Below are 13261 nucleotides of genomic sequence, written 5' to 3' on the forward strand. Positions count from 1 at the left end.
CTGAGGGGCGCGGGGCCGATGACGGGCCCGCGCCCCTTGGTGGTTCGACCTCACTTGAGCTGTTGGGTCAGCCAGCGGTAGGCGCCGGGGAGGGCGGTGCGCCAGACGCCGATGTCGTGGGGGTCGGTGGCGGGGGCGACGGTGACGGTGGTGGGGGAGTGGGCGGCGGCGGCGAGGGCTTGGGCGTCGGGGTTGCCGGTGGCGTAGACGGCGAGCTTGGGGGAGCTGTGCGACAGCAGGGTGAGGGGGTTGCCCTCCGGGCCGACGGGTGAACCGGGCTGGGTGGCCGGGTCGTTGTAGCCGTTGATGCTCACCGCCGCGCCGTAGCGGTCGGGGTGGTTCAGGGCGAGCCGGGTCGCGCAGTGGGCGCCGTTCGCGTAGCCGGCCAACGCCCAGTGCTGGGGCTCGGGTTGGACGCGGAAGTGCTCGAGGAGCAGCTGGGGCACGTCCTTGGTGAGCCAGCTCTCGGCCTTCGGGCCGCCCGGCCGGTCGGCGCAGCCGTTGTCCTGCTCCCCGGCCAGGCGGCTGGTCTGCGGGGCGACCAGGATGAACGGGAGGGCGGAGCCGTCTCCGACCAGCGGCTTGAGCTGCTCGGAGGCGCCGGCGGCCGAGAACCAGACGTCGGGTGCGGCCGGCCGGCCGGAGAGCAGCTCGACCACGGGGAAGGTCTTGCCCTGGTAGGCCGGGTCGTCGTACTGCGGCGGCAGCCAGACCAGGATCTCGCCCGAGACCCCGGACACCCGCCCGCTCAGCTTGGTCATCCGGACGTCGTCCGGCACCCCGGGGTCGTGCGCGGCCTCGAAGGCGACCTTCGTGGCGGTCGGGGAGGAGGCCGGGCCGGCCGGGGCGGCACCGGGGCGGTGGCCGGGCAGCAGGGCGAGGGTGAGAGCGGGGACCAGCACGGCCGCGCCGAGCAGCCCGGCCCGGGTGGCGGTGCGGCGGCGGCGCAGGCGGCGGCCGCCGTGCACGATCGCGGCGTACGGGGCGGGGGAGGGCGTGAGGCCGTCGGCTCCGGCGGCCAGGGCGTGGCGCAGGGCGGCGTCCTCGGGGAGGTCGGCGATCGGGTCAGGCCTGGTCATGGCACGCCTCCAGCGGGGCAGCGGGGGTCAGCGGGTGCAGGCCGGGGAAGGCCCGGAGCTTGGCCAGGCCCTTGGCGGCCTGGCTCTTGACCGTGCCGACCGAGCAGCCGAGGGCGGCGGCGGTCTGCTCGGCGGAGAGGTCCTCCCAGTAGCGCAGCACCACCACGGCACGCTGGCGCGGCGGCAGGCCGGCCAGGGCGGCGAGCAGCACCTGGCGCTGGTCGACCTGGTGGCTCGCGTCGCCCTGGCGCGGGCCGTACGGCTCGGGGAGCTCGTCGGTGGGGTGCTCGTGCGGGCGGCGCTTGCGGAAGCGGTCGATGTTGCAGGTGACCAGCACCCGCCGCAGGTAGGCGTCCGGGTGGTCGGAGCGCCGCACCCGGCGCCAGGAGGCGTACACCTTGGTGAGGGCCGTCTGCGCCAGGTCCTCGGCGTCGTGCCGGTTCCCGGTGAGCAGGTACGCCGTCCGCACCAGCCCGTTCCACCTGCCCTGCACGAAGCTGCTGAACTCCGCCTCGTCGTCGATGCCCATCGGCAGCCGTACCCCCTTTCACCTGTTCGGATCCCTACAGCCGTACAGACCACCGAACACGACGATCGGGTTGCCCGGCGAATCCGGGTCGGGGGCTACGGTCGTACCGCAACCTCCGTCACAGCGCCGCGCTCCGCCCCGAGGAGCAGCGGGAGCAGGGCCAGGGCGCCCGCCGTGCCGAGGGTCTGGGCGAGCACGAAGGCGGGCACGGAGCCCGGGGCGATGCCGGTGTAGCTGTCGCTCAGGGCGCGGCCGAGGGTGAGGGCGGGGTTGGCGAAGCTGCCGGAGGAGGTGCCCCAGCAGGCGGCGGCGATCCAGGCCGAGACCGCGACGGGGGCGTACCGGGCCCGGTCGGTGCGGACCAGGCCGAGCACCAGCAGCATGAGCACCCCGGTGGCCACGGCCTCGGCCAGCCAGAGGCGGCCGCCGGCGCGGTGGTGGCCGGAGAGCTGGAGCAGCGGGCGGCCGAACATCAGGTTGGCCAGCGCCGCCCCGGCCACCGCGCCGGTGAGCTGGGCCAGGACGTACCCGCCGAGCTCGCGGGTGGTCAGGCCGGTGCCCGAGCGGCGTTCGCTCCACCAGAAGGCGGCCGAGAGCAGCGGGTTGAAGTGCCCGCCGGAGACCGGGCCGAGCAGCAGGATCAGCATGCCGAGGGCGAGCACCGAGGCGAGCACGTTGGCGAGGAACTGCACCCCGCCGTCCGCGCTGAGGCCGGTGGCCCGGATGCCGGAGCCGATCAGGACGGCGGCCAGCACGGCGGTGCCGAAACACTCGGCGGCGAGGCGGTTGGCGAGGGGCGGGGTCGTCATGCGGCCATGCTGGCCAGGGCCGGTTCGTCGGTCAATCGGCCGGTACGACCAACCGCCTGGTCAGTGGGGGTGCCGGAGTAGGACACTCGCACGGCTTGACCCTCACGCGACGGGAGGCCGCAGGGTGGAGCCCGTAAGGAAGGGAGTGACCCGATGAGCGGGGCCGCGCCGGTGGCGTACTCGGTCGGCGAGCTGGCACGGATCGCCAAGGTGACCGTGCGGACGCTGCACCACTACGACGGGATCGGGCTGCTGACGCCCGGCGGCCGCACCCCGGCCGGGTACCGCCGGTACGAGGAGGCGGACTTGGAGCGGCTGCGGCAGATCCTGTTCTACCGCGAACTCGGGTTCCCCCTGGAGGAGATCGCGGCCATCCTGGACGACCGCTCGGTCACGGCGACCGAGCACCTGCGGCGGCAGCACGAGCTGATCAGCGCGCGGATCGGACGGCTCCAGGCCCTGGCGGCCGCGGTCGAGGACGCTTTGGAGGCGGAGAAGATGGGCATCCAGCTGACCCCGGAGGAGAAGTTCGAGGTCTTCGGGCCGGACTACCAGGAGAGTTGGGAGGCCGAGGCGGAGCGGAAGTACGGCGGCACCTCGCCCTGGGAGGAGTCCCGGCGGCGCACCCGGGGCTACTCGAAGGCGGACTGGGCCCGGATCAAGGAGCAGGCCGACGGGCTCAACGCCCGGCTGGCGGCCGCCGTGACGGCCGGTGTGCCGGCCGGGAGCGAGGCGGCGATGGACCTGGCCGAGGAGCACCGGCAGCAGATCGTGGCGCACTACTACGACTGCGGGTACGAGATCCACCGCGGCCTGGCCGCGATGTTCGTCGCCGACCCGCGGTTCACGGCGACCTACGAGAAGCTCGCTCCGGGCCTGGCGCGGTGGCTGCACGACGCGATCCTGGCCAACGCCGACCGGGCGGAGTGAGGGGACGGACCGGCCTCCCGGTCGCGGGACCGGGAGGCCGACTCGCTCGCGGCTCGGGCTACTTCAGGAAGAAGCCGAACAGGTCGGCGACCACCTGGGTGGAGCCGGCGAAGTTGTAGACGTCGAAGGAGCCGTCCGCCCCGAGCGGGGTGGTGACGTGGTTCGGGACGGTCTGGTCGGCGGTGAAGTTGAGGTTGGAGGTGCCGGGCCGGGGCGTGCCGTGGGCCCAGACGGTGAGGTAGCCGCCGGTGGTGGCGGCGGTGCTGGTGACGTTGAGGACGGCGCCGGTGGCCCCGGCGGGGGTGCCGCCCGGGACGGTGAGGGTGCCGCCGGTGCCGAGCGGGTTGCCGCTCCGGCGGGTGTCCGCGAGCCGGGTCGGCCGGACGGGGACGAAGAGGCTGTCACCGGTCGGGCTGTAGTAGCCGAACACGTCCACCACCACGTCGGTGCTGCCGAAGCGGTTGTAGAGCGTCACCTTGCCGTCCGCGCCGAGCGGCACCACGACCTGGTTCGGCACGGTCTGGCCGGCCGTGAAGTTGAGGTTCGAGGTGCCCGGCCGGGCCTGGCCGGTCGGGTAGACGGTGAGGTAGCCGCCGCTGGTGGAGCGGGTGCCGGTCACGTTGAGCACGGCCGCCGTGGCACCGGCCGGCACGCCGCCGCGGCCGGTGACCTGGAGTGTCTGCTCACCGCCCGCACCGAGCGCCCGGCCCGAGGCGCGGGTGTCGAGCAGGCGGGCGGGGGCGAGCGCGGTGAAGCGGTCGCCCGAGCCCTCGGTGTAGTAGCCGAGCAGGTCGGCGACCACGTGGGTGTTGCCGGCGAAGTTGTAGACGCTCACCCCGTTCTGGTGGCCGACCGGCACCGTCACCAGGTTGGGCACGGTCGCGCCCGCGCGGAAGTTGAGGTTCGAGGTGCTGGGCCGGTCCCCGCCGGCCGGGTAGACGGTGAGGTACCCGCCGCCCCACTCGGAGACGGCGGTGACGTTGAGCACGACCGCCGTCACGTGCGCCGGCAGCTGGTCCAGCGGGATGGTCAGGGACTCGCCGGTGCCCAGGGGGCGGTTCAGGCCGGAGGTCCGGGTGTCCATCACCCGGGTCGGGGTGACGGGGTGGTAGCCGCTGCGGTGGTAGTCCACGTGGAACGGCTTGACCAGCTTCTCGGTGCGCCCGCCGGCGTCCGTCACGGTGACGGTGACCTGGTAGTCACCGGGGCTCGGCCAGGTGTGGTCGACGTACAGGTAGGGGCCCGAGGCGGGCTGCGAACCGTCGCCGAAGTCGACAGCGGTGGCGGTCACGTCCCAGGGGGAGGTGCCGTAGGCGGAGACCGTGTAGGTCAGCCCGTCGCGCTGGTAGGGGTCGAAGTGGGGCACCAGCGGGCCCGGTGTGTTGACCTGCACGCTCGGGGTGACGGTGAGCGCGTCCCCGTTCGCCCGGTAGGTGGTCACGGCGACCTGGTACGTCCCGGTGGCGGGCCAACTGTGCGTCACCGGAAGGGGCTTGTCCTCGGTGACGGGCGTGCTCCCGTCGCCGAAGTCGATCCGGTACGAGACGGCCGGCGACCACATCGGATCGGTGGCGGGCGTGACGGTCACCGGGCTGTCGGTCGGCACCGTCCGGCTGGAGAGCGCCGGCCAGCCGGGGGAGTCGGTGAACTCCTGCGCGCCCCGGTCGCGGTAGCCGCCGCCGGGGCCGGTGTTGGGGACGTCCGGGTCGTCGACCACGTGGTGGCCGAGGAAGTCGGCGTCCAGCACGCCGGGCGCGTCCGCGTCACCGGAGTCGATGGCGGGCGAGCCGGCCTGCACGGACATCCCGGTGGGGCTGACCGACAGCTTCGGGTCGGCGATCAGGTCGTGGGCGCCCTGGCCGGAGGCGGTGGTGAAGTCGGCGACGGTGGAGAAGTCCTTGCCGCCCCAGCGGTAGGCCGTGCCCCGGCCGAACGTGCCGCCGTACGCGGAGACGTACGGGTTGAGCAGGTTGTACGAGACGCGGGTGCCCGCCTCGGCGGTGGCGGCGACGGCGAGCTTGGTCGGCAGCTGGTCGCAGACGGCGGCGACGATCGCGCGGTCCCCGCCCGCCAGGATGTTGTTGGCCACGGTCGCCCCGGCGGAGGAGCCGGCGAGGCTGAGGGCGGTGCCGCAGTCGGTCTGCACCGAGTTGTTGGTGATCACCGTGCCGGGGGCGTCGGTCACCACGACGGTGTCGGCGCTCGCGTACGAGATGACCGAGTTCCCGGTGAGCACGGTGCCGGTCGCGCCGGCCTCGACCGAGACGGTGCGGTAGGAGCTGCCGTAGACGTGGTTGCGGCTCAGGGTGGTGGCGGTGGGCCCGCCGGTCAGCCGGACGGTGGCCGGGGCCATGTTGGAGAGGGAGCCGGCGCCGATCCGGTTGCCGTCGAGGGTGACGTGGTCGGTGTGGTCGAGCACGACCGCCTCGGCCGTGCCGTTGACCAGGAAGCCCCGGACGGTGACGTACGCCGCGCCGGTCACGGTCAGGCCGTGCTGCTGCGTGGCCCCGATCCGGGCCGGGGCCAGGATGCCGCCGCCGTCGAAGGTGATCGGGTGGTCAGCCGTGCCGGAGCGGGTCAGGCTGACCTGCTCCGCGTAGTTGCCCGGGCCGACCTTGACGGTCTGGCCCGGCTGCACGGCGTCGGCGGCGGCCTGGACGGTGCAGAACGGCTGCGCCTTGGTGCCGGGGCCGGTGGGCGAGCAGTTGGCCTTGGCGACGTACAGCGTGTCGCCCGGGCCGTCGGCCGCGACGGCGGAGCCGGCCGGGGTGAGGACGGCCAGCGCCAGGGCGGCGGAGCCGGCCAGGCCGGTGAGTCTGGGCAAGGGAGTGGCGCGCATGCTGGTGACTGCCCCCGAGAGTGCGACGCCGGAGGTGCCCGGCGGCGGCCGTTCGTACTGTTCCGGCCATCATGGCGGAGACCGTCACCACGCGAACAGTCGAGGTGTACGAACCGTCTCGGCCCCGGTCAGGCGGCGAAGGTGCGGCGGTAGGCGGTCGGGGAGGTGCGCATGGCCCGGCCGAAGTGGTGGCGGTAGGTGGCGGCGCTCTCGAAGCCGACGGCGGCGGCGATCTCCTCGATGCTGCCCTCGGGGGATTCGAGCAGCGGGAGGCTGGCGGCGATCCGCTGGGTGATGACCCAGCGCATCGGGCTGGTGCCGTTGCGGGCCGTGAAGTGCCGCAGGTACGACCGGTCGGACATCCGCGCAGCCCTGGCCAGCACCGAGACGGTCAGCGGGTCGGTCAGGTGGTCCAGTGCCCACTGCATGCTGCGGGCGATGCCGTCGTCCTCCTCCTCGACCGGGGTGACGGCGGCCTCGATGAACTGCGCCTGGCCGCCCGCCCGGTGCGGCGGCACCACGAAGCGGCGGGCCACCGTGTTGGCCACCCTGGCGCCGTGGTCGCTGCGCACCAGGTGCAGGCAGAGGTCGATCCCGGCGGCGCTGCCCGCGCTGGTCAGCACGTCACCGTTGTCGACGTACAGCACGTCGGGGTTGACCTTGACGGCCGGGTGGCGCCGCTGGAGCAGCTCGGCGTAGCGCCAGTGGGTGGTGGCCTCCTGGCCGTCGAGGAGGCCGGCGGCGGCCAGCGCGAAGGCGCCCGAGCAGATCGAGACGATCCGTGCGCCGCGCTCGTGGGCCGTGCGCAGCGCCGCGACCAGCCCGGGGGAGACCTCGCCGCTGAAGGTGTTCGGCACCCCGACCACGATCACGGTGTCCGCGTCCGCCAGCTCGTCCAGGCCGTGATGGGCGGTCAGGGAGAAGCCGCCGACGGCCCGCAGCTGGGTGCCGGGCCGGTCGGCGCAGACCTTGAGCCCGTACCAGGGCGCCGCCAGCAGCCCGGTCAGCTCCGGCCGGGCCAGGCCGAACACCTCGACCACGACGCCGAGTTCGAACGGCGCCATGCCGTCGAAGGCGTACACCGCGATGGTGTGCACCGGCTCCGGCGGCGGGCCGATCGTGACCGGGACGGGGCCGGTACGGGTGGTGGTGCTGGCCATCGAGGGGCTCCCTGGCGGTTCCGGGCTGGCGGGATCTTGGCGAGTGTAGTCGTTCCCGCCACTGTCGGGGGGTGGTGATCGGAAACGAAGATCGGTACATCGCCGCAGGACGGAAACCGATCGTCAGGAGCCAGACCATGACCACCTCTCCCGTGACCGAGATCCCGGCTCTCTCTCCCGAGCGGGCCTTCGCCTTCTTCGCCGAGCGGCTCGGCTGCCAGGCCGATCCGGCGGACGTCTGGTACGCGATGCGCGATGGGCAGCAGGACTTCACCGTCCTGGACGTCCGCGCCGAGGGGGCCCACCGCAAGGCCCACCTGCCGGGGGCGATCAGCCTGCCGATCGCGGAGATCACCGCCGAGCGGGTGGCCGAACTGCCGCCGGGCCTGCTGGTGGTCTACTGCTGGGGCCCCGCCTGCAACGGCTCCACCAAGGGCGCGATGAAGCTCGCCGCGCTGGGCCGGGAGGTCAAGGAGATGATCGGCGGCCTGGAGTACTGGGTCCGCGAGGGCTGGCCCACCGAGGGCCGCCGCCCGATCGACCCGGCCGCCGCCACCCCCGCCGACCTGGGCCTGGTCTGCTGAACCAGGGCCCGGAGGGGCCCGAAAGACTTTTTCGAAGTCACCTGCAACCCCCTGAGGGGATGGACGTCTGTCAGGGTGTGGGCCGGGAAGACCGGCGCACACCCTGACCGGCCACGTCCTTGGGGGATCATTTCGTATGTCCACGGCGATCGCTTGCCCACGCTCCGTGCGGTGCGGCCCACGAAAGTTCCTCCGGCTGCTCTTCGGGGCCCAGGAGGCCCTGCCGCCCGATGACCCGGCGGAACGGAACGTCCGCAGGTCCGGCTTCCGGCTGCTGCGCGGAGGCCGCTCGGCCGACGAGGGGCGGTCGACGGTCACTCAGCTCTACTACGCACACCGGCTCTCCCTGGTGCGGACGGCCGTGTTCCTGGTGGACCGCCAGGACCTGGCGGAGGACGTTGTCCAAGAGGCGTTCACCGCGCTGTACCAGCGGCACGGCGAGTACCTGGACGACCTCGACAACGCCCTCGGGTACCTGCACACCTCGGTGGTCAACGGCGCCCGGTCGGTGCTCCGGCGGCGTCGGACGGCGCGGGAGTACGTGCCGCCGCACGAGGCCGACGCGCCTTCGGCGGAGGACCACGCCGTGCTGAACGACGAGCACCGGCGGGTGCTGGTCGCGCTCCAGGAGCTGACCCCGCGCCAGCGCGAGGTGCTGGTGCTGCGCTACTGGTCCGACCTGTCGGAAGCGCAGATAGCCGAGACCTTGGGGCTCTCCCGGGGCGCTGTGAAGTCCACCGCGAGCCGGGCGCTGGACGCCCTGGAGAAGCAGCTGGAGGAGGCCCGATGAGCAGCAGGGATCAGCACGGGCGCGAGGCCCCGACCGAGCGTCTGCTCCGCGAGGCCTTGGCCGCCCGGGCCGGCCTGATCACCGCGCACGACCTGCGCCCGGCCGACCCGCCGTCGCGGCGCCCGCGCCGCCTCGGCCCGGTGAAGACCGCGGTGGTCACCGTCCTCGCCCTGGCCGCGGCGCTGGTCATCGGCCTGCTGACCGTCAAGCCGTACACCGTCGCCGTCCCGCCGGCCACCAGCACCCTGTACAGCTTTCGGGGCATCAGCCTCAAGCTGCCGCCGGGCTGGACTGCCGCGCCGGGCCAGCAGTCGGACGAGGTCTGTCTGCTGGCTCCTCATCAGACCGACCGGAAGGGCAGGTGCAGTCCGTACGGTGTCCGGCTCATCACCCACCGGAGTCCGGCGGAGCAGCAGAAGGAGCTTTGGCCGAGCAAGGAAGCCTTGGCAGGGGACGACAACGGCTGGGCCGATGAGCGGGACTGCCCGGTCTGGGGCGCCCCGGACGGTGGCTGGGTGTACGACTACTCGGACTTCCACCTGGTCGGCAGTCCGGTGCGCCGGACGGGCAAGGTGGGCGGCAAGGAGGAGGCCGACACCACCTGGCAGGTGAGCTGCAACGCCAAGGCGTCGTACACCGCGCGGATGTGGGGCTTGGACAACTACCGGGTGTTCCTGCTGGCGAGCGGGCTCAAGGAGGACTACCAGCAGGACGTCCAGTCGATCCTCAGCAGCATGGATTTCACCGGCTTCGACGTGCCGCCGAACCGTCCGGCCGCGCCGGGCGACGCCAAGGTCACCATCGACCAGGTGACGCCCCGGCCGAGTGACGGGAGCGGTCTCCGGTATGTGGAGTTCAGGGTCACGATGACCGACGTCATCGGTGGGGGGTACGGCCCGCTTGGGCTCCAGGTCGGCGCGCCCGTCGGTTCCGTCGCACAGGTCGACTGGTACAACGGCAGGTCCTGGCAGCGGGTCGACAGCTCGGCCCTGGTCGCCGGAGTCGCCTCCAGGGAGTGGCAGGCTCACGACCTCGCCCCGGGCCAGAGTGTCACCGTCAAGTACCGGCTGGAACTGATGCCTGACCAGGGCGCCGACATCAAGTTGGGGGCCTGGGTCATCCAGGTGTCCGGGGAGGCCGATCCGAAGGGCCAGACCCTGGTCGCTAAGGCCGAAACCAACATCAGCAGCCCGGGTACCCAGGCTCCCTGACCGTACGACCGTGCCCCCGGGCCGCCGCAGCGGTCGGGGGCACGGCTGTACCGAGCGATCAGGCCAGCGAGGCCATCCAGGCCTCGACCTCGGCGGAGGTGCGGGGCAGGCCGGCCGAGAGGTTCTCGTTGCCCTCGGCGGTGACCAGGATGTCGTCCTCGATCCGGACGCCGATGCCGCGGTACTCCTCGGGGACGGTCAGGTCGTCCAGCTGGAAGTACAGGCCGGGCTCGACGGTGAGGCACATGCCGGGCTCCAGGAGCGCATCGACGTACTCCTCGCGGCGGGCCTGGGCGCAGTCGTGCACGTCGAGGCCGAGCATGTGGCCGGTGCCGTGCAGGGTCCAGCGGCGCTGCAGGCCCAGCTCCAGGACCTTCTCCACGGTGTACACGGCCGGGTCGAGCAGGCCCCAGGCGAGCAGGTGCTCGGCCAGGACGCGCTGGGCGGCGTCGTGGAAGTCGCGGAAGCGACCGCCCGGCTTGACCGCCGCGATGCCCGCCTCCTGGGCGGCGTGCACGGCGTCGTAGATCTTGCGCTGCAGCGGCGAGAAGGTGCCGTTGATCGGCAGGGTGCGGGTGACGTCGGCGGTGTAGAGGGTGTGGGTCTCCACGCCGGCGTCGAGCAGCAGCAGCTCGCCCGGGCGGACGTCGCCGTCGTTGCGGACCCAGTGCAGGGTGGTCGCGTGCGGGCCGGCGGCGCAGATCGAGCCGTAGCCGATGTCGTTGCCGGAGACCCGGGCGCGGCGCCAGAAGGTGCCCTCGATCCAGCGCTCGGAGGTGGCCACGGCCTGGCCCAGCTCGCGGACCACGTCGGTGAAGCCGAGCACGGTCGCGTCGCAGGCGGCGCGCAGCTGGCCGATCTCCCACTCGTCCTTGACCAGGCGCAGCCCGCTCAGGAAGACCTTCAGCTCGGTGTCGCGGTCCTCGTCGAGCACCTCGGCGAGGGCGGACTCCAGGCCGGCGTCGTAGCCGCGGACCAGGCGGGTCGGCGCGGCGGCGGCCGCCGCCAGCTCCTCGGCGGCCTTGCGGACGTCCCGGGTGGGCAGGCCGTAGAGCGCCTCGGACTCGGCCAGGCTGTGCCGGCGGCCGACCCAGAGCTCGCCCTGGCCGTCCAGCCAGAACTCGCCGTTCTCGCGGTCGGAGCGGGGCAGCAGGTACAGGGTGAACTCGTGACCGCCCTCGACCGGCTCGCCGACCAGGACGGCGTCCTCGGTCTGGTTGCCGGTGAGGTGGACGTACTCGCTGGCCGCGCGGAAGGAGTACTCGGTGTCGTTGGACCGGGTGCGCAGGTTGCCGGCCGGGACGACCAGGCGCTCGCCCGGGAAGGCGGCGGAGAGCGCGGCGCGGCGGGCGGCGGTGTGGGCGGCCTGGTCGATCGGCTGCAGGCCGCGCAGCTCGGTGTCGCCCCAGCCGGACTTCATCGAGGCCGCCAGCTCGTCGGACACCTCGTCGTAGAGGCCGTTCTTGCGCCCCTTGATCGGCTGCTCCGCGTCGCCGTCCACGGCGCCCTCGGGGTTCTCGGCTGCCGCGGGGGTACGGTCCTCGGTCACTTCGTCGCCTCCTTGCGAGTGGTGTGCCGCCGGTGGGCGGTCCTGGCTCCATCGTACGGACCGGAACCGAACGGCTGAACGGGTGCACAACACTTGTTATGCAAATCGCGCTGCGAGTACCACCAGGTCGTCGGTGGCCGGGCTGTCCGGCTCGCCGCAGACGGTGAGCAGGTGGGCGCAGAAGCGGTCGGGGTCGTGCCGGACGTCCCGCGGGGCGTCGGCCGCGGCCCGGCGCAGGGCGGCCTGCCCGGCGTGCAGGGTGGGGCCGAAGCGGCGGGCCAGGCCCTCGGTGTAGAGCAGCAGCAGGTCGCCCCGCTCGGCGCCGAGCTCGACCCGGGGGGCCTCCCAGCAGCTGAGCATGCCGAGCGGGGCGGAGAGCGAGGTCTCCACGAAGTTGGCCCCGTAGCGGGTGACCAGCACCGGCGGGCAGTGCCCGGCTCCGGCCAGGGTGATCCGGTGCTCGTCGGGCTCGACCCAGGCGTAGACGGCGGTGGCCGAGCGGCTCGGCTCGGTGGTCTTGAGCAGCAGCTCGAGGTCGCCGAGCACCGAGACCGGGTCCTCGCCCTCCAGGACGGCGTACGCGCGCAGCGCCGAGCGCAGCCGGCCCATCGCGGTGGCCGCGCCCGGGGCGGAGTCGGGCCCGGCGCCCGGGCCGTCGCCGAGCACGCTGCCCACGGTCAGGCCCACCGAGCCGTCGGGCAGCGCGATCGCGTCGTACCAGTCGCTGCTGGTCGCGTGGTCCAGCCCGGCGGGTACGCAGCGGGCGGCCAGCCGCAGGCCCGGGACGGTCGGCAGCCGGTCCGGCAGCAGGCCGCGCCGCAGCGCCTCGGTGGACTGCCGGGCCCGCTCGGCGGCCAGCTGGGTGGCGAGCAGCGGGGCGGCCAGTTCGCAGTAGAGCTGGACCAGGCGGCGCCGGTACGGCTCGGGCTCGGTGGCCTCGTCGTAGAACCAGACGGCGGTGCCGAGCGGCCCGTCCGCCTCGGTGGCCAGCGGCTGGGCGTAGCAGGCGCCGAGGCCGAGCTGGGCGGCCACCTCGCGCAGCCGGGGACTGACCGCCGGGTCGGCCGCCGGATCGGCGGCGAGGTCGGCGATGAGCAGCCGGCCGGGGCGGCCGGTCTCGCTCAACAGGCCCGCGAACGGCCCGTGTTCGGCCGGTACGGTCTCCAGTGCGCCGAGCTCGGCGCGGTCCAGGCCGAGCCCGACGGCGCGGGCGGAGCCGCGGGCGGTGGTGGTGATCAGCCCGCGCGGGGCGCCGAGCAGGGCGGCGCCGGAGGCGAGCACGGTGTCCAGGGTGTCGGCCAGGCCGCGGGCGGCGGCGAGCCGGCCGGCATGCTCGTGCAGGGCGGCGTAGTCGGCCTTGGTCGTCTCGGGGTGTTCGGACGGGTGTGCGGCCAAACGGTCCTGCAACCGCTCCGGACCACGGAGGGCGGCGGGCACCAGGGCCCTCGGCAGCTCGCCGCTCCTGGGCAGGTCGAGCGGCTTGGCGTCGGTCATGTCCCAACTCCCCACACACTGGTACGTGTCACGCAGGACCCCTACAGACCGCCCAAATCGACGTCTATATCTCTACTTCGGCATCAATCACCCACTTGTACACAGGCCGAAAGGGGCATGTCCAGACGGTCCGCGGAGCCGCCGGGGGAGGCTCCGGGCGGGCGGTGCGGCCCGGGAGGTGCCGACGGTCCGTCAAGTGGCGGTCCGGATCGTATGCTTCGCGCCCCCGGCGTCCTGCCAGGCCACGCACCACTCACTCGTACGGTGGAACCGACCGGCTCCGGGCC

11 protein-coding genes are annotated in these 13261 nt (G+C 73.5%); 4 read left to right on the forward strand and 7 right to left on the reverse strand.

All coding sequences use genetic code 11. The features are described from left to right. Positions 1-50 precede the first annotated feature (50 nt). From ABT095_RS12610 to ABT095_RS12620, 3 genes are all read right to left on the reverse strand, one after another. A complete protein-coding gene (locus tag ABT095_RS12610) occupies positions 51-1079 on the reverse strand; it encodes an alpha/beta hydrolase (RefSeq protein WP_350529345.1) in 1029 nt (342 codons plus the stop codon). Beyond that, positions 1066-1608 carry a SigE family RNA polymerase sigma factor gene (locus ABT095_RS12615; protein ID WP_350529346.1) on the reverse strand — a complete coding sequence of 181 codons (543 nt, stop codon included), beginning with the start codon at positions 1606-1608 and terminating at the stop codon, positions 1066-1068. The genes ABT095_RS12610 and ABT095_RS12615 overlap by 14 nt, the downstream gene beginning before the upstream one ends. Before the next feature lie 95 nt (positions 1609-1703). After that, positions 1704-2417: an aquaporin gene (locus tag ABT095_RS12620; RefSeq protein WP_350529347.1), complete on the reverse strand. Its 714-nt coding sequence runs from the start codon at positions 2415-2417 to the stop codon at positions 1704-1706. A gap of 171 nt (positions 2418-2588) precedes the next feature. Here ABT095_RS12620 and ABT095_RS12625 point away from each other — a divergent pair, with 171 nt between their 5' ends. Continuing rightward, the gene (locus ABT095_RS12625; RefSeq protein WP_502884864.1) at positions 2589-3347 is read left to right on the forward strand and encodes a MerR family transcriptional regulator; all 759 of its coding nucleotides are present in this window, start codon (positions 2589-2591) and stop codon (positions 3345-3347) included. 58 nt (positions 3348-3405) lie between these two features. Here ABT095_RS12625 and ABT095_RS12630 read toward each other — a convergent pair whose 3' ends face one another. Next, positions 3406-6171, reverse strand: coding sequence for a PKD domain-containing protein (locus ABT095_RS12630; protein WP_350529349.1), 2766 nt, complete (start codon positions 6169-6171; stop codon positions 3406-3408). A 143-nt stretch (positions 6172-6314) separates the two neighbouring features. After that, on the reverse strand, positions 6315-7283 hold the full coding sequence (locus ABT095_RS12635; protein WP_502884865.1) for a helix-turn-helix domain-containing protein: 969 nt from the start codon (positions 7281-7283) through the stop codon (positions 6315-6317). Positions 7284-7483: 200 nt separating this feature from the next. Here ABT095_RS12635 and ABT095_RS12640 point away from each other — a divergent pair, with 200 nt between their 5' ends. The 3 genes from ABT095_RS12640 (at position 7484) to ABT095_RS12650 (ending at position 9931) form a co-directional block, all read left to right on the forward strand. Then, positions 7484-7930 (forward strand): rhodanese-like domain-containing protein, encoded by a 447-nt coding sequence (locus tag ABT095_RS12640; protein ID WP_350529351.1) that lies wholly within the window; start codon positions 7484-7486, stop codon positions 7928-7930. A gap of 136 nt (positions 7931-8066) precedes the next feature. Continuing rightward, positions 8067-8720, forward strand: coding sequence for an RNA polymerase sigma factor (locus ABT095_RS12645; RefSeq protein ID WP_350529352.1), 654 nt, complete (start codon positions 8067-8069; stop codon positions 8718-8720). Continuing rightward, complete coding sequence (locus ABT095_RS12650; protein ID WP_350529353.1) at positions 8717-9931, forward strand: hypothetical protein; 1215 nt, start codon at positions 8717-8719, stop codon at positions 9929-9931. Before ABT095_RS12645 ends, ABT095_RS12650 begins: the two co-directional genes overlap by 4 nt. Before the next feature lie 58 nt (positions 9932-9989). Here ABT095_RS12650 and ABT095_RS12655 read toward each other — a convergent pair whose 3' ends face one another. Beyond that, positions 9990-11480: an aminopeptidase P family protein gene (locus ABT095_RS12655; protein ID WP_350529354.1), complete on the reverse strand. Its 1491-nt coding sequence runs from the start codon at positions 11478-11480 to the stop codon at positions 9990-9992. Positions 11481-11576: 96 nt separating this feature from the next. Continuing rightward, positions 11577-12974, reverse strand: coding sequence for a PP2C family protein-serine/threonine phosphatase (locus ABT095_RS12660; protein WP_350529355.1), 1398 nt, complete (start codon positions 12972-12974; stop codon positions 11577-11579). Positions 12975-13261: the final 287 nt, after the last annotated feature.

The sequence above is a fragment of the Kitasatospora sp. NPDC002227 genome, assembly GCF_040296285.1.
Lineage (GTDB): Bacteria > Actinomycetota > Actinomycetes > Streptomycetales > Streptomycetaceae > Kitasatospora.

Bases quoted from the DNA above. Each gene is read 5' to 3' on its own strand.
- ABT095_RS12610 (WP_350529345.1), bottom strand. From the start codon at position 1,079: ATGACCAGGCCTGACCCGATCGCCGACCTCCCCGAGGACGCCGCCCTG.
- ABT095_RS12620 (WP_350529347.1), bottom strand. From the start codon at position 2,417: ATGACGACCCCGCCCCTCGCCAACCGCCTCGCCGCCGAGTGTTTCGGC.
- ABT095_RS12650 (WP_350529353.1), top strand. From the start codon at position 8,717: ATGAGCAGCAGGGATCAGCACGGGCGCGAGGCCCCGACCGAGCGTCTG.
- ABT095_RS12645 (WP_350529352.1), top strand. From the start codon at position 8,067: ATGTCCACGGCGATCGCTTGCCCACGCTCCGTGCGGTGCGGCCCACGA.
- ABT095_RS12660 (WP_350529355.1), bottom strand. From the start codon at position 12,974: ATGACCGACGCCAAGCCGCTCGACCTGCCCAGGAGCGGCGAGCTGCCG.
- ABT095_RS12640 (WP_350529351.1), top strand. From the start codon at position 7,484: ATGACCACCTCTCCCGTGACCGAGATCCCGGCTCTCTCTCCCGAGCGG.
- ABT095_RS12615 (WP_350529346.1), bottom strand. From the start codon at position 1,608: ATGGGCATCGACGACGAGGCGGAGTTCAGCAGCTTCGTGCAGGGCAGG.